This is a genomic window from Kordiimonas laminariae, assembly GCF_023008165.1.
Classification (GTDB): domain Bacteria; phylum Pseudomonadota; class Alphaproteobacteria; order Sphingomonadales; family Kordiimonadaceae; genus Kordiimonas; species Kordiimonas laminariae.
The window spans coordinates 104,534-120,578 of the sequence record NZ_JAKQZA010000003.1 but is presented as its reverse complement, the minus strand read 5'-3'; the positions used below and the strand labels follow the sequence as shown (position 1 = coordinate 120,578).

General features: G+C 44.9%; 15 protein-coding genes. 11 read left to right on the top strand and 4 right to left on the bottom strand.

The window, feature by feature from the left end; all coding sequences use genetic code 11:
• Positions 1-888 (top strand): TIGR01459 family HAD-type hydrolase, encoded by an 888-nt coding sequence (locus MF542_RS06505; protein WP_247017193.1) that lies wholly within the window; start codon positions 1-3, stop codon positions 886-888.
• Between the two features lie 3 nt (positions 889-891).
• Here MF542_RS06505 and MF542_RS06500 read toward each other — a convergent pair whose 3' ends face one another.
• Together MF542_RS06500 and MF542_RS06495 are read right to left on the bottom strand one after the other, a co-directional pair.
• Positions 892-1,881, bottom strand: coding sequence for a protein phosphatase CheZ (locus MF542_RS06500; protein WP_247017191.1), 990 nt, complete (start codon positions 1,879-1,881; stop codon positions 892-894).
• On the bottom strand, positions 1,882-2,268 hold the full coding sequence (locus MF542_RS06495; protein ID WP_247017189.1) for a response regulator: 387 nt from the start codon (positions 2,266-2,268) through the stop codon (positions 1,882-1,884).
• Positions 2,269-2,514: 246 nt separating this feature from the next.
• On the opposite strand from MF542_RS06495, the gene MF542_RS06490 reads away from it, so the two are divergent.
• The 10 genes from MF542_RS06490 to MF542_RS06445 all read left to right on the top strand — a co-directional run bounded on the left by MF542_RS06490 (position 2,515) and on the right by MF542_RS06445 (position 15,053).
• Positions 2,515-2,940: a MaoC family dehydratase gene (locus MF542_RS06490; protein WP_247017187.1), complete on the top strand. Its 426-nt coding sequence runs from the start codon at positions 2,515-2,517 to the stop codon at positions 2,938-2,940.
• A 54-nt stretch (positions 2,941-2,994) separates the two neighbouring features.
• Positions 2,995-4,026 (top strand): bifunctional riboflavin kinase/FAD synthetase, encoded by a 1,032-nt coding sequence (locus MF542_RS06485; RefSeq protein ID WP_247017185.1) that lies wholly within the window; start codon positions 2,995-2,997, stop codon positions 4,024-4,026.
• Between the two features lie 56 nt (positions 4,027-4,082).
• Positions 4,083-4,955 (top strand): substrate-binding periplasmic protein, encoded by an 873-nt coding sequence (locus tag MF542_RS06480; protein WP_247017183.1) that lies wholly within the window; start codon positions 4,083-4,085, stop codon positions 4,953-4,955.
• Between the two features lie 33 nt (positions 4,956-4,988).
• A complete protein-coding gene (locus MF542_RS06475) occupies positions 4,989-5,792 on the top strand; it encodes a substrate-binding periplasmic protein (protein WP_247017181.1) in 804 nt (267 codons plus the stop codon).
• 77 nt (positions 5,793-5,869) lie between these two features.
• Positions 5,870-6,619 (top strand): TerC family protein, encoded by a 750-nt coding sequence (locus MF542_RS06470; RefSeq protein ID WP_247017179.1) that lies wholly within the window; start codon positions 5,870-5,872, stop codon positions 6,617-6,619.
• Positions 6,620-7,094: 475 nt separating this feature from the next.
• Positions 7,095-10,358: a TonB-dependent receptor domain-containing protein gene (locus tag MF542_RS06465; RefSeq protein WP_247017177.1), complete on the top strand. Its 3,264-nt coding sequence runs from the start codon at positions 7,095-7,097 to the stop codon at positions 10,356-10,358.
• A gap of 136 nt (positions 10,359-10,494) precedes the next feature.
• Positions 10,495-11,028, top strand: coding sequence for a response regulator (locus MF542_RS06460; protein ID WP_247017175.1), 534 nt, complete (start codon positions 10,495-10,497; stop codon positions 11,026-11,028).
• Between the two features lie 226 nt (positions 11,029-11,254).
• On the top strand, positions 11,255-14,062 hold the full coding sequence (gene ileS, locus MF542_RS06455) for an isoleucine--tRNA ligase (protein ID WP_247017173.1): 2,808 nt from the start codon (positions 11,255-11,257) through the stop codon (positions 14,060-14,062).
• Positions 14,063-14,067: 5 nt separating this feature from the next.
• Positions 14,068-14,583 (top strand): signal peptidase II, encoded by a 516-nt coding sequence (gene lspA / locus MF542_RS06450; RefSeq protein WP_247017171.1) that lies wholly within the window; start codon positions 14,068-14,070, stop codon positions 14,581-14,583.
• A gap of 29 nt (positions 14,584-14,612) precedes the next feature.
• The gene (locus MF542_RS06445) at positions 14,613-15,053 is read left to right on the top strand and encodes a DUF3035 domain-containing protein (protein ID WP_247017169.1); all 441 of its coding nucleotides are present in this window, start codon (positions 14,613-14,615) and stop codon (positions 15,051-15,053) included.
• A 49-nt stretch (positions 15,054-15,102) separates the two neighbouring features.
• Here the strand turns inward: MF542_RS06445 and MF542_RS06440 are convergent, their stop codons facing one another.
• Entirely contained in the window at positions 15,103-15,636 is a 534-nt protein-coding gene (locus tag MF542_RS06440) for an SRPBCC family protein (protein ID WP_247017168.1), read from the bottom strand.
• Positions 15,633-15,989: an ArsR/SmtB family transcription factor gene (locus MF542_RS06435; RefSeq protein ID WP_247017166.1), complete on the bottom strand. Its 357-nt coding sequence runs from the start codon at positions 15,987-15,989 to the stop codon at positions 15,633-15,635. The genes MF542_RS06440 and MF542_RS06435 overlap by 4 nt, the downstream gene beginning before the upstream one ends.
• Between the last annotated feature and the right edge of the window lie 56 nt (positions 15,990-16,045).

Sequence of the window (16,045 nt, the reverse complement as noted above, 5' to 3'; positions counted from 1 at the left end):
ATGCCTAATAGCAGTGGTCTTTCCATTGATTTAATTTCAGGAATCCGAGAGTTTTCCGATCAGCTTGATCTCATTATTTGTGATCTTTGGGGGGTAATGCATGATGGAATTAGTCTGCACCCATCTGCAGAAATAGCCATACAGAAGGCTCGAGCTGCTGGAATTAAAACGGTTTTTCTATCAAATGCGCCAAGACCGAGGTTCCATGTAAGAGATCATCTTATTTCTATGGGGCTATCTGAAGATTTAACAGACTTTGTCGTAACGTCAGGTGGACTGGCTCGAGATGAAGTGCGGGCAAATTTTAGAGGAAAAAAACTCTATCACCTTGGGCCAGAAGGAGACAGGAATACGGTAGAGGGATTGCCTGTTGTTGAGGTGAACCATCCTGATGAAGCTGATGTTATTCTTGCAACAGATCTGGATTACAGTGATGTGAAAAAGCACAGGAATTGGCTGAAGATTGCTGCAGAAAAACAAACACCACTTTTATGTGCGAACCCTGACCGTATCGTGCATGTAGGAGATAAGCTCTATCAGTGTGCAGGTGCAGTTGCTGATCTATATGAAGAAATAGGCGGGGAGGTACGTTGGTTTGGTAAACCCACTGCTTATGCGCTGCAGTCATGCCTTAAAGAATGTGGTTTGCCCGCTGATACACCTAAAAACCGTATATTAATGGTTGGTGATAGTTTGCAAACTGATATGGCTGGTGCTCTGGCCGCTGGGTATAAGGGGTTATTTATTGCTGGCGGTATTCACCGTATGGAATTCCCTGAGCTTGAGCGGCAGGCTGAGGATAGCAGGGTTTCTGTTGTGCAGTTTAGAAAAATTTTCGGCGCAGGAAAGGCTGTTCCCCACGCCGTAATGCAACAGTTATCTTGGTAAACCTTAGCCAAAGAGCGCGTCAATATCATCCTGGCTAACTTCTTCACCAGAGGGAAGATCAATGTCCTCTTCCTTCTTTTCCTCTTTTTTGGCAGCTGCCTTTTTAGCTTCTTCCTCTTCGGCCTTTTTCTTGGCTTCTTCTTTTTCCGCTTCCTTTGCAGCTAATTCAGCTACAGGATCGAAGTCTTCTTCAAACATTGAATCCAACTGACGTGGATTAACAGGTTTGGGTGGCTCCGGTGCAGGAGGTGGAGGGGGCGCTTTTGGCTTAGGAGGCGGCGGAGGCGCTGCTTCTGCAACAGGCTCTGGAGTAGGTTCCGGAGCTGGTGCTTCCGCTGCGGGTGTCGCATCGTCATCGCCAAGAAGTTGATCAACCAGATTTTGATCGATCCCTTCACCTTCAAGCGCAGGGCCTGAAAGTAGAGCGCGTTCATCAAGTTCTTTTTGATGTTCTTCATTGGCTACGTCGATATCATCTTCAGTAACACCAAGAAGGCTACGAAGTTCCAGAACACGTTTTTCAATATAAGAAAGCGTTTCAACAACCTTGGAAATCCGCTGTCCAGTAATATCCTGGAAAGAACACGCCTCAAAAATTCGCATAACAGCATCTTGGGTAACAGCTTGATAGGCTTCAGAATCACTGGTGTCAGCACCCATGATTTCTTCGGCAGCTTCCATGATGGTGTTCGTAGCATCTTCTGTAGATTGAACAATGGCGTCCAATTCCAGACCTGCTCTCGGAATACGGGCGCTTTCCAAATCAGAAGGCTGCAAGGAAGCAATTTCCTTACGAGCGTTGCTGATATAATCACTGAGCGCCCGGCATTCCCGATAAACAGACGTATCAATGTTTGCGAAAAATACCTGCATTGTGCCCATCAATACTTCTGTGACAGATGCAACATCTGTCAGTGATAGGTTTGCGGTATTTTGCTTCCTCAGACTATCGACCAGTAACCTGATCTGATCCGGAAGCTCTTCGGCACTCATTTAGAAATCTCCGAGAACGGCATTCATTTTTGATTTTAGTGTCGCAGCGTTAAACGGCTTAACAATATAGTTGTTCACGCCAGCTTTTTTCGCAGCGATCACGTTGTCAGTTTTAGATTCTGCGGTCACCATGATGAATGGTGTATCTTTAAGCTGAGTATCAGCACGAACTTCTTTCAGGAATTCGTAACCAGTCATTGGCTCCATGTTCCAGTCAGAAATAATAAGGCCATATTTACCAGCGCGGGCTTTCTCCAGCGCCATAGAGCCATCTGTGGCTTCATCCACATTATTGAAACCAAGTTGTTTTAGTAGATTACGTACAATGCGGAGCATTGTTTTGTAGTCGTCGACGATCAGGATCGGCATACCCATATCAACGGCCATGATATTTCCTCAACATAATGATTTGCACTAAGAGTATCTCCAAAGAGATCCTCTGAACTATTCCCATATCGGGAAATTAGCCCCGACATTCTGAAGAATTGGTTAACCTAAAGATAATGATCTTTCAATTGCTTCTCATCATTAACCCTAATATTTCGCAAAGAAATTTGCAAATACTGTATATGTGCTGAAGGTATTTAGGTTTTTAACGACGCTGCTGATTTGATTTTTTTTGTAGGTGAACTTATGGAACAGATTTTTTTTGAAGATATTTCTGAAGGAATGCGCGAGAGTATGAGCTATTTGGTAACCGAAGAAATGGTGAATATGTTCGCGGTGGTATCTGGAGATCACAATCCCGTGCATGTGAACGCAGATTATGCTGCGGGGACCCAATTTAAAGAACGTATTGCTCACGGGGCGCTTAGTAGCAGTTTTATTTCTGCGGTGCTGGGGACCAAACTACCTGGTCCTGGGGCTATTTACATGAGCCAGTCAGTCAAGTTTTTGGCGCCCGTCAAGTTTGGTGACACAGTTAAAGCGGAAGTAAGTGTACTTGAATGCGTTGAAGGCAAAAACCGGGTTAGATTCGAGACTGCTTGTTTCGTAAAAGACAAAAAGGTGGTGACAGGCGAAGCCTTGGTGTATGTGCCTAGTCGCAAAAATATATAGGCAATATTTATATTTCACCTATATAAACCAAAAGCAAACAAGCAGGGATAAGAGATGCGCTTATTGAGGCATGTCAGTGAACTGGGAGCTGAAACACAAGGTAGTGTGGTGGCTCTTGGTAATTTTGATGGTTTTCATCGTGGCCACCAAGTGGTGATTGGTGAAGCTGGCCGACTAGCGCGTTTGCTTGGTTTAAAGCTCACTGTTGTGGTTACGGAACCGCACCCAGTTAGTTTTTTTGCACCCAATGCGCCACCATTTCGGCTGACACCTTTCCGTGAACGTTCACAGCTTCTAGAACGTTTTGGCGTGGATCAGCTTCTTGTGCTGCCGTTCGATAAAGAGCTTGCCAGTATGTCAGCCCAAGATTTTGTGTTGGACATTCTTGTTGATGGTCTTGGCGCTCAGCATGTTTTTGTTGGCTATGATTACCGGTTTGGCAGCAAGCGTGGCGGCGGTACCGACGTTCTAGCTTATATGGGCGATATGGAGGGTTTTGGTCTTTCTGTGATCAAGGCTGTAACTGTTGGCCTTGAAGGGTATGCGGGTGAGGTTTACAGCTCTACCGTTGTGAGGAAGGCCTTGCAAAATGGCGAGGCTAGAAAAGCTGCAGCACTGCTTGGGCATTGGTGGACAATTAATGGCCGTGTGACCCAAGGAGATCAGCGTGGTCGCACAATTAACTTTCCAACTGCAAATGTTGAGTTGGGGGAAAGCCTTCAGCCTAAACTCGGTGTTTATGCCGTCAGAGCGAGACTTGATGATGAAAGCCGCTTTATTATGGGGGTGGCTAATATCGGAAAGCGTCCCACCTTTGATAAGCACGATGTGTTGATGGAAGTACATCTATTTGATTTCAATGAAGAAATCTATGATCGCCATCTCCGGGTTGAACTTGTTGCTTTTCTTAGGCCTGAGATGAAGTTTAGTGGTCTTGAAGAACTGCAGAACCAGATTGCAAAAGATTGTCGAGTTGCCAAAATAGTACTTGCGGAGCCTGAAAATGACCGCGCACGTCTTGGAGGCCCAACCCTTGATGCTTATCTGGATTTGTTTCCTGAACCACATGTCAGAGCGCGAGACTGATTAAACCTACCCAGTTAAGGGCATCTTAAGTTGTTCATATTAATGCTTTTAATAAGATGCTCGGTTTAGACACAAAAAAAATAAAGACAGGAATAGTAGCTATCTCATTATGTGTGGGGTATTTGGCTATACCTTCAGTGTATGCTGAAGAAATTGAGCTTGTCACCAATATGGATTTCCCGCCTTTTATCACAGATGAAATTGCCTCTGGAGGTTTGTTTACAGAATTGGTTCGGGCAAGCTTTGCCGAAGTTGGGGTTACCTTGAAACTAAGATTGATGCCTTGGAAGCGAGCTCACCGAGCTCTGGAATTGGGGGAAATTACCGGCACCTTCAGTTGGGCACATACTAAAGAACGAGAAGAAAAATTCCTTCTGTCTCGGCCAATGTTTCGATCTGAAGCTGTTTTTGTAAGTAGGGTGGAAAATTTCAAGTATCCCGATACGTTTCACGAGAAACATAGCAAGGGTAAGCCGCTTGTTCTGTGCTCTCCACTAGGTTGGACACTTCCGGTTTTTGCCGAAGACATGAAAAACAAAGGGGTACTTGAGGTGGCTTTGCCTCCAAGTATCGAATCTTGTTTTCGTATGATATTTACCGGTCGGGTAGATATAGTTTTTGTGCAGCGTTTAGCGCTTGGTAGTAATATTCGTATTCTTCTGGCGGAAGGTATCAGACCTGGCCCGTTGTTCTTTCATCGTGCTCCTGACGATATTTATTTTGGCAATACACATATATTATTTGCGCGGACCCAAGCAGGTGAAAAGGCTAAAGCGCTATATGATAAAGGTTTTGAAGCTCTGGTAGAGAAGGGGCGCTACCTTGAAATCATCTCACCGTATTTGGTGGGCCTACCTATGGAAATACAGAAAGATATTAAAGCTGGTTTAAGTGATATAGGTGTTTTGCATGATGGGCGGGAGGAATAATTGGTGCTGAAGCAAGGCATAGTAGGAGGCTTCATGATCGCCATGCTTTTACTCTGGCCTCTGCTGTCTGCGGTTTCGGCTGAAGAACAGCGGGTTGAGCTTGCAACAGATGTCGATTTCGCACCGTATATTTCGAAGGCTCACCTTAATGATGGGTTGCTTACTGACATTGTAAGGCAAAGTTTGAAACTTGAAGGTGTTGATCTCGATCTTCTTATCAGGCCGTGGCCTCGCAGTTACCGGGATTTAGAGCTTAAAAGAATAATTGGGACATTTGCTTGGGTGTATTCAAAGGAAAGAGAGGAGAAATTCTACCTTTCTGATGTAATTTACATTTTCAAACATGTGTTTATATCTCACGATCCAGATTTTCGTTTTCCTTCAAGCCTTCATGATAGCTCGGCTGAACGTACCTGGTGTTATCCTCTTGGCTGGACCATTCCTGATTTTATTCGACCACATATTGAACATTATGATCTACGTGTTGTGAATCCTGCTTCGCTCGAAAACTGTTACCAGCTTGTAAAAACAGGACGGGCTGATTTTACACTATTGCCAACACTTACGGCAGGCCATCTGATGAAAAATGGCTCTAAGGGAGTGTTCCTTGAAAGTTACCCAAGTGATGTAGATCACAATTATGCGCATGTTCTGTTTGCTAAAACTCAAGACGGTAAAATTATGCGCAATTTGTTTAATCGCGGGTTAGGTAAATTGATCGACAGTGGTGGGTATCGTGAGATCATCAGAACTCACCTCAAGGGGGTGCCAGATGAAATTAAAGATATCGTGCTGGCGAATATCGATGAATTTGAAAATAAAAATATAGTTGAATGATTGTATTCCTGTTCAAATATTATAAACACATTTGATCATTAACTAAGTCTTGTTGATATTTTAGCTTGGAGGCTCCCTTGGAACTGTTACTTGATTATCATCTTTGGGTTAGCTTCCTGACCTTGGCTTCTCTCGAGATTATTCTCGGGATTGATAATGTAGTGTTTGTAGCGCTGCTTGTTGGTCATCTGCCTGATGGTCAGCGAGAGAAAGCTCGCGTCATTGGTCTAACCCTTGCGCTTGTTATGCGCATTGGCTTGTTGATGGGGGTGGCGTGGATCATAGGTCTTAAAGAACCACTGCTCGATCTGTTTGGGCATTCTTTCTCAGGGAAAGATATATTGATGCTCGTTGGGGGTGGTTTCCTCATCTATAAAGCCACAGATAGTGTCCATGATGAAATCACGGGCGATAAAATCGAAGACTGTAAAACATACACTGGTGGTATGTTGGCGGTTATCTCGCAGGTTGTTTTCATCGATATTATTTTCTCTTTTGATTCAGTGATGACGGCGGTGGGGCTGACCGACAGTATTCCGGTTATTGTTGCAGCGATGACTGTTGCAATGATTGTAATGATCTTTTCATCAGGGTTTATTGCCAGCTTTATTGAACGGTTCCCAACACTCAAAATCTTGGCACTATCCTTCATTCTTTTGATTGGTGTATTCCTTGTAGCCGAAGGTCTCGGAGTGCATGTGCCGAAAGGTTATATTTATTTTGCTATGGCATTCTCATTAGGTGTGGAAGTACTCAATTTGATGTCGCGCAAACGTAAACTTAAAAAACGTGAGCATAGAAAAAATGCTGCGGAACAGGATGTTTAAATCTCTTTTGGTATATGCGTAATGCTATAGGCGCTGAGTCGTATTTCTAACGTGCTATAGGACAGAACAAAAAAAGCGAAGTACTTAGAGCTTCGCTTTTTTTATGTCCAGAGTTTACAGGTTTATTTTTGTACCTGTAAAAATAGACTCCAATTTTGGTATTCATTGATATTTCATTCTATTTTTGAATCGATATCTATGAAATCTTATGATTTAGGTATAAACTTTTATAACTAAGTATTTGATTTTTATATATAAATAAACTTTGGTATTTCCATTTTATATTGAAAATACACCATCGTATTATTTTTGTTGTAAAAAAAACACTGTCGTATTTTCCGGTCTTTTTTTCACTGTAATGTTACGCGCACCACTGATTGATTTCTCTGTATCTCGTGTTTAGCTGGCCCCGCTTACGGGCGATCTTGCTCATAAGTTTCATAATAATTTCTATAAAAATTACAGGGGAAATGTGGTGACATTTAATATCACTCATGCTCGACGTAGTGCATTATTGGGGGGAGCAGCTCTTGCAGCCATCCTAAGCACGGCAGCTGTCGCTCAAGACTCGGATCAAGACAGCGATTCTGAAGATATTCAAGTAGAAGAGATTACCGTTACGGGCTCTCGATTGAAAAAGAATGCCTTTAGTTCCGTTTCTCCCATTCAGATTATCAGCGGTGAACAATCCAGAGAAATAGGTTTCTTTGCTGCGACTGATATTCTTCAAACAACCACTCAGGCATCTGGCCAGCAAATCAACAACACGTTTAATAATTTCGTTCTTGATAATGGTACTGGTGCCGCGACCGTAGGTTTCCGGGGCCTAGGAGCAGATCGTACGCTGGTGCTGGTAAATGGTCGTCGTTTGGCACCAGCAGGTGTTGGTGGTGCGCCTGGTGTTGCTGATACAAACCTTATTCCTAGCGTTCTTGTAAGCAGTATTGAAAACTTATTTGATGGTGCGTCAGCGGTATATGGTTCTGATGCTGTGGCTGGTGTTACTAATGTAATTCTGAAGAAAGATGTTGAAGGCTTTGAAGTTGAGGCCACAACAGATATCCCGGAAGCTGGCGGCGGCGATAGTTACACTATTGGTGCTCTTTACGGTGATCGTGGAGATAATTGGAATTTTACGGTAGCTGCTGAATATTTTAGCCGTTCGGCACAATCCTTTGCGCAAAACCCATTCATCAACGCGTGTGATGAGGTGTTGTTCGAAGGTCCAAATGGTGAAATTTTCAACGAAAATCAAAGCCAGTTCTCTGGGTCTCGTATTCCAGGTAATGGTTCAACAGCGTGTAACACAATCGCGAACAACCGTATTATCGTGCGCAATTTTGGTAGTATCTATTTTACTGAAGGCTCATCGAATATTGGTATTCCAAATTTCTCTGAAGTGAATTTGCCAGCTAGTTTTGCGGGTAACTTCCCAGATGCAAACCGGGTTCCATTTGATAGTAATGGTGATGGAGTTATTGATGAGACTGACCGTTTTGTAGTTGATGGAAATGGTGATGGTTTGGTGGATGTACCATTCACTGATCCACGTTTTAACTATGGTCTGTCTGATCTTGCAAATTCAGCTGATATTATTCAAAAACTTGAACGTAAACTTGTTTATTTCAATGGTGAATATCAGTTTGAAGATGCTAATGATACTGAGGTTTTCATTGAAGCCAGTTATGCACATCGTGATAGCCCGTCTTTCACTGGTCCTGGCCTAATCTTCCCTGTTGTTGGCGCGAACAATCCATTTAACCCGGTTGGCGTGAATGGTGTCGATCTCAACGCTGGTCTTATTGAGACAAATGAAGATGGTACAACGAGCCCCGCATCAGCATTTGGCCCAACAACGGCTCAGCCTGTTATTCGTATCTTGGGTGATCGCGACCTCGCTGATGCAGAAGTTGAACAATTCCGTGTTATTGGTGGTATCCGAGGCAATATTGGAGCGCTTGATAACTTCTTGGATGGTAACTGGTCATATGAAGTTTATGGAAGTTATGCCCGTTCTAACGGTGATGAAGTTTTCCGTGGTCTGGATGCGGCACGTCTTGATCTCAGCCTAACAACAACAATTGAAGACCCTGACAATGCGGGTTCTTTCATTTGTGGTGCTGATGGTGATGGTGATGGCGTTCCTGACGGAACAGATGGTTGCGTGCCTGTAAACTTATTTGCTTCTTCTCTCTATCAAGCAAATGGCGGTACATTCGCAACACAGGCAGAGGCAGATTACCTGTTTATAGAACGTATCTTCCGTACAGAGGTTGAGCAGACTGTATTCAACGGTGTAGTTCAGGGAGATCTGTTTGCATTACCTTGGAACGATGAATCTTTACCAATTCTTGTTGGTCTTGAGTACCGTGAAGATTCAATCAACTCAGTTGGTAATGATGTAGCGACAGAAGGTCTTTTGTTGAACTTCTTCTCCGATCAGGGGGCTATTGGTAAGCGTTATCTATTTGAAGCATTTGCAGAAACAGCGTTTAATGTAGTTCGCGATGTACCGCTTATTCAATCCCTTGATGTAGAAGGTTCTGTTCGTATGACAGACGAGGAGTTTTCTCCGGTAGCCTTCACATATTCTGGTAAAGCACGCTGGCAGATTACGGATGCATTTACTGTTCGTGGTACGTACGGCACAAGCTACCGTACCCCAAATCTCCGTGAGCGTTTCCTACTTGGTACAACGGGCTTCTTGAATGTAACGGATCCATGTGTGGTTCCACTTGATGCTCGCGTTTCTGATCCAACAGATCCAACTGTTCCAGAGACATATGATGCTTCTGGGGATGAGCGTGAAGCCCGTGTTCTTGCAGCATGTAGCGCAAACGGCGTTGATCCAACAGCGTTAGGCCTTGATGATGGTACAGGTAATGGCTTTAATCAACTTGGCAACTCTGAAGTGAGTGCCGGTGGCTCTACACTTTCTACGGAAGAGCGTAGCCGTTCGTGGACCCTTGGTGTGGTATTCGATCAACCGTTTACAGATGCCTTTGATCTACGTTTGTCTGCGACATACTATAATATCCGTATTACTGATGGTATTAACGAGCCTGGTGCAAACTTTGTGATCAACCAGTGTTTCGATAACGACGAAGCACCAAATGGCGATTCTCAATTCTGTAACTTCATCGCGCGTGATGAAGATGGCCAGATTGATTTTGTAAACCGTCCGTTTGTAAACGTTGGTGTGGAAACATCTAAAGGTATCGATTTCAATCTTTACTATAACCAGCGTTTTGATCTTGGTCTTGACGATGACTTAAGCGTAACGGTTGATACAACGGCTACATATGTAGATGAGCTATTCTTTAGCTCTCTGGGTGTGGAGGATGACAATGCGGGTGAGATCAGAAACCCACGCTGGCGTGCATCTGGTACTCTTCGTCTTGGCTATAAAGACTTTAGTCTTACATGGCTGACACGTTGGATCCAGGGTGCGACTGTGGATAATCCAACTGATTTTGCAACTGACAATGTTGCTTGTCCATTCACAGGTCAGATTTGTCGCCCGATTTCGAGCACAACGAACTACGATGTTCATAATGTTTCTTTCTCTTGGAATATCAATGAGAACTATTTCGTGAACTTTGGCGTGCGCAATGTGTTTGATACATCTCCACCACTTGTGGACGACACCGATGTATTCACTTCATTCAATAATCCAATCGGAACAGGCTATAACACTTCTGGTCGTTCGTTCTTCGCAAGTGTTCGCGCGAAGTTCTAAGGAGTGTTTCTTGTCAAGAATTTAAGGGAGCTTCGGCTCCCTTTTTTTTATGACGAAGGGTCATTCCTACTTGTCACTTTGTTAATAAAGGATACCGTATACTATGTATTCTTATACATTCGTGGGGACGAGTATCATGGTTTTGGGTAGCAAAAATGATTTGCGCGTTCTAATCGCTATGGAAAATGGCCAGGCGGCAGAGGGTGCACGTGCGATTTTTAAAGAACAAAAAGCGGATATCATCCAAATTGCTGAAAGCAAAGGAGATGCGCTTGAACGCTTTGGGCAAGCACATTTTAATTTCCTGTTGGTAGAAGATAGTTTTTCCGATCTGGGTGGAGTAGATTTTGTGCGTTTTGTACGTATGCTCGCTAGCCCAACATCAATAGCACCAATTATTATGTGTATGAAAAACCCTAGCAGGCATGATGTAATCGCTGCGCGAGATGCTGGCGTGAATAAAATGATTATCTTGCCTTTTACAACTGCAATACTGCTTAAAAGCCTTGCTGATATCATGTTGCATCCAAAACCTTTTATTCAGGTAACTGGATATAGTGGGCCGGACAGACGACAGTCGAAGAAGGCTTATGGTGGCCTTGAGCGTCGTATTCGGCAGGAGGGTGCTATGCCGGTGGAAAAACAGCAAATCTATTTCAAAGGCGAGTAAAATAGCGCTTTCTAGCAGATTCAATGCTCGACAGCAGGGGTGACCACTGTTAAAACTCGCCCCATGACGAATCTATGTTCATATGAGTGGCAGATAGCTGCCAGCATTATTCGAATTACTGGCCCGGCGCTTACGTAGCGACCGGGGTTTCTAGTTTGTCACTTTCACCAAGAATATAGTTATATTCGGCTATGTGCCGAAAGAATAAGAGAGCGGAACGAGATTTATGTCTGCTGAAGAAACAAAACGCGATTACCGCGATACAGTCTTTTTGCCTAAAACTGATTTCCCAATGCGGGCGGGGCTTCCTAAGCGTGAGCCTGAATTCCTTGCTAAGTGGGAAAAAGAAGGCATTTATAAACAACTGCGCGAAGATGCTACGGGTAAAGAAAAGTTCGTACTGCATGATGGCCCTCCATATGCAAACGGAAATATCCATATTGGCCACGCAATGAATAAGGTCCTGAAGGATGTGATTACCAAATCACAACAGATGCAGGGCAAAGATGCGCCGTATGTTCCGGGTTGGGATTGTCACGGTTTGCCGATCGAATGGAAGATCGAAGAAAAGTACCGCAAGAAGAAGAAAAACAAGGATGAGGTTGATCCTGTTGAATTCCGCCGTGAATGTCGTGAATTTGCTGATCAGTGGATTGGTGTTCAAAAGGAAGAATTCAAGCGCCTTGGTATCTTCGGTGATTGGAACAAACCTTACCTGACAATGGATTTCGATGCGGAAGCGCAGATCGTTGAAGAACTTTTGAAGTTCTCAACATCCGGTGCGCTGTACCGAGGTTCCAAGCCTGTGATGTGGTCTCCGGTTGAGAAAACGGCGCTCGCTGAAGCTGAAGTGGAATATCATGATCACACATCCACGCAGATTGATGTGGCGTTCCGTGTAAAGGAAACATCTTCGAAAGAACTTGATGGTGCTCGCGTTGTTATCTGGACAACAACACCGTGGACCATCCCTGCAAACCGTGCGGTTTGTTTTGGCCCCGCTGTTGATTATGTTGTGCTTGAAGTAACTGAGATAGCAGAAGGCGCCCTTGCCAATGAAGGTGACCGTTTTGTAGTTGCTGAAGCACTGGCGGTGGATTTTGTTGGTCGTGCAGGTATTAGCAACTATCTGCAGATTGCCCATGTAAAGGGTTCTGCGTTTGAAGGTTCCGTGTTGATGCACCCATGGAACGGTCATGCAGATGCGGATGGCTTCTATGATTTTGATGTGCCAATGCTACCGGGTGACCATGTAACCACTGAAGCGGGTACTGGTTTCGTACATACAGCTCCAGGCCACGGTGACGATGACTATCAGGTAGCACACGTTCAATTTGGTATTCCTGTACCATACACAGTGAATGAAGCTGGTTGCTATTATGATAATGTAGCGCTTGTTGCTGGCCGCCATGTTTATAAAGTGGCGGACGAGGTTTGTGAGCTCCTAACAGATGTTGATGGTCTTGTTGCTAAAGGCACGCTTTCACATAGTTATCCGCACAGCTGGCGCTCCAAAGCACCGCTTATTTTCCGTAATACGCCACAGTGGTTTATCTCTATGGAGAAAACTGGCCTGCGTGAAAACGCGCTACGGGCAATTCGCGGCGAAGTAAATTGGTATCCTGCTGTAAGCCAGAACCGTATTGAAGCGATGGTAAAAGATCGCCCTGATTGGGTAATTTCTCGCCAGCGTGCGTGGGGTGTACCAATCACTGTATTCGTACATAAAGAAACTGGCGAAATTCTTCAGGACGCTGAAGTGAATGCCCGTATTGTTGCTGCCGTTAAAGATGGCGGCGCTGATGCATGGGTTGCTGTTCCTGCGCAAGAGTTCCTTGGCGATAAATACAGCGCCGATGATTATGAACAAGTGCACGATATTCTCGATGTTTGGTTCGATAGTGGCTGTACACACGCGTTTGTAAGTGAAATGCGCCCTGATCTTCAGTCACCGGCTGACCTGTATCTTGAAGGTTCCGACCAGCACCGTGGTTGGTTCCAGTCAAGCTTACTCGAAAGCTGCGGCACTCGCGGTGTTGCTCCTTATAAGGGTGTGCTTACGCATGGTTTCACGATGGATGGTGAAGGCCGTAAAATGTCCAAATCGCTGGGCAATACAGTTGCGCCGCAAACAATCATTCAGCAGTATGGCGCTGATATCTTGCGCCTGTGGGTGGTTGCGGTTGATTATATGGAAGATGTGCGTATCGGTGATGAGATCATCAAAGGGCAGGCTGATGCTTACCGTAAGATCCGTAACACCATGCGTTACCTTCTTGGTAACCTTGATGGCTTTACCGAGGAAGAACGCTTGCCAGCATCGGAGATGCCTGAGCTTGAGCGCTGGGTTTTACACCGCCTTGCAGAACTTGATGAGCTGATCCGTTCGAAATCAAATAGTTATGATTTCAACCCTATCTTCCGTGAACTTTACCAATTCTGTATCGTTGATCTTTCCACCTTCTATTTCGATATCCGAAAAGATGCACTTTACTGTGATAATCCGGCTGATACGCGCCGCCGTGCTGCTCGTACAGTGCTTGATGAAGTGTTTAACCGCCTTGTGCTGTGGTTCGCGCCTATTCTTTCTTTCACATCAGAAGAAGTTTGGTTATCTCGCCATGGTGCCGATGCACCAAGCGTACACCGCCAGCTTTGGCTTGATACACCTGCGGAGTGGAAAGATGATGCTCTTGCTGCCAAGTGGGCAAAAATCCGTGAAGTGCGCTCAACAGTAACATCTGCGATTGAACTTCTGCGCCGCGATAAAACGATTGGTTCAAGCTTGCAGGCAAATGCTGAAGTGACTGTAGCTGATGAAGCTACGCTTAAGGCATTTGATGGCCTTGATGCTGCAGAGATTTTCATCACCTCAGCTGCTACACTGAAGGTAGGAAGTGAAGATGCTGCTGTTATTACAGTGGCGGATGGCGAAAAATGTGAGCGTTGTTGGGTGGTATCTCCAGAAGTTACTGAAAATGGTGACTTGTGTAACCGCTGTAATGCAGCGGTTGACGCGCACGACGCAGGCTAACAGATATGAAGGTTGGCCCATATTTTAAACGTGGTTTGCAGATCAGCGGGATACTTTTACTCGCTGATCAAATCAGCAAATGGTGGGTATTGAACGGCTTGAAACTGCCGGAAGTTGGCTCCATTGAACTGCTGCCATTCCTCAATTTCACCATGGTATGGAACTACGGTATTTCTATGGGCCTGCCTATCGGTGACAGCCTTGGCAAATGGGGCATTGTTATCCTAACTGCTGGCATCAGTATGTGGTTGTTGAATTGGCTGCGAACCACGGAGCGAAAGCTTGAGGGTTTGGGGCTTGCTATCATTCTTGGCGGGGCCGTCGGTAATATCATTGACCGATTCTTGCACGGTGCTGTGGTGGATTTTATTCACCTTCATGCTTTCAGCTATAATTTCTATGTTTTTAACGTGGCGGACAGTGCCATAACCATTGGTGTGATACTTCTTTTAATTGATGGCTTGCTTGAAGGCAGGAAAGGCCCTAAAAATGCCTTAAACGCCGATCAAGCTGACAATTAAATCAGCGTGATCACAAGGGAGTAGGGTGAATGACGCTCAAGTCTGTATCAGTTTTAGTTTTGGCAACCGCTTGTCTCGCTGCATGTGGTAGCGGTGGCAGTAAGAAAACCTATGTGCCGAATGAGTTTGAAGTTGTGGACAGGGCGCCGCTTGCAGTTCCTCCGGAATCAACTTTAACACCGCCACGCCCGGGTGAGCCACGCGCTCAAACTATTAACCCTGGCCGTATTGCATTTGATGCGTTGTTCCCTGGGAAGAAATTCCCTCGTCAGGTTCCAAAGAGCCAAAGCGAAAATCAACTGCTCAGCCAGTTGCCGTATGCTGATGTGGATATTCGTTCGAATGCTGGTGGTCCTTTAACGCAGGATGTAGTGAAGAAGAAGCTTCTTCTCGCTGATCTTCTTGAAGCTGGAGAGCGTACCTTCCGCCCTGATAATGTTGAGGTTAACCGCGTTTCAACGGGCGGGTAGGCTTACATAAATCTTTTAAAAAAAGCCGGTCTTTGAACCGGCTTTTTTGTTAGGCGGCATAGAGGTTTTCATACGCTGTTTTAATCTTGTTGAACACGCCCCAGAATGGCTTAGGTGTAATGCCAGCAAGGCAATCCGCCATTATAGCAACATGGGTTTCCCAACCTGCAGATACGCCAACAATAGTTTCCATATCTGGTAGTCGTTCATGTGTGATGGTTAACTTCACTTGGTCACCAATAGCCTCAAGCTCAAACATGACTTCTGAGGTGCTGCCCGTATTTTCGGCCCATGTATAGGCCAGTCTATACGGTGGTTCATATTTTGTTACGGTTCCGTAGTGAATTGTGTCATCGCCACAATCGGTTGAAGGGGCCTCGCTATCTTGCTCAGGAGATAGGTTGTCGTGATTGAAGTGCAGTTCTACCTTGCCGCCAACACGTGGTTCGGTTTCGCCGGTTGCTAACCATTTGCCGCGTTTTTCCGATTCTGTCAGATATGCCCATACAAGCTCAATCGGCCCGGGCAACAGGCGTTCAAGACGAACTGTTTGCTCGTCCAGTAATTTTCCATGAATATTCATGTCTCATCCTTTGCAAGCTGTTTGTGTTTTGCTTTCAGGAGTTCTGTTTCAAGATCATCTAATCTGTCAGCCCAGAAACGTTCATACTGTTTAATCCATGCTTGCGCCTCAGCCATTGCTTTTGCATTTAGGCGGCAGATATGAGTGCGTCCGATTACCTCGCGGGTTACAAGACCTGCTTGCTCGAGTTTTTTAATATGTTTCGAAGCAGCAGCAAGAGACATAGCGTAAGGCGCTGCCAGATCAGAAACCGTTTGATCATCTTTGCTGAGACTTACAAGCATACCTCTTCTGGTTTGATCAGAAAGAGCATGGAAGACAGCATCTAGTTGTTGTGTACTATTATTAACCATATGGTTAAATATATGGGTATTTCCTAAATAGTCAACCATTTGGTTAAATTATGAAA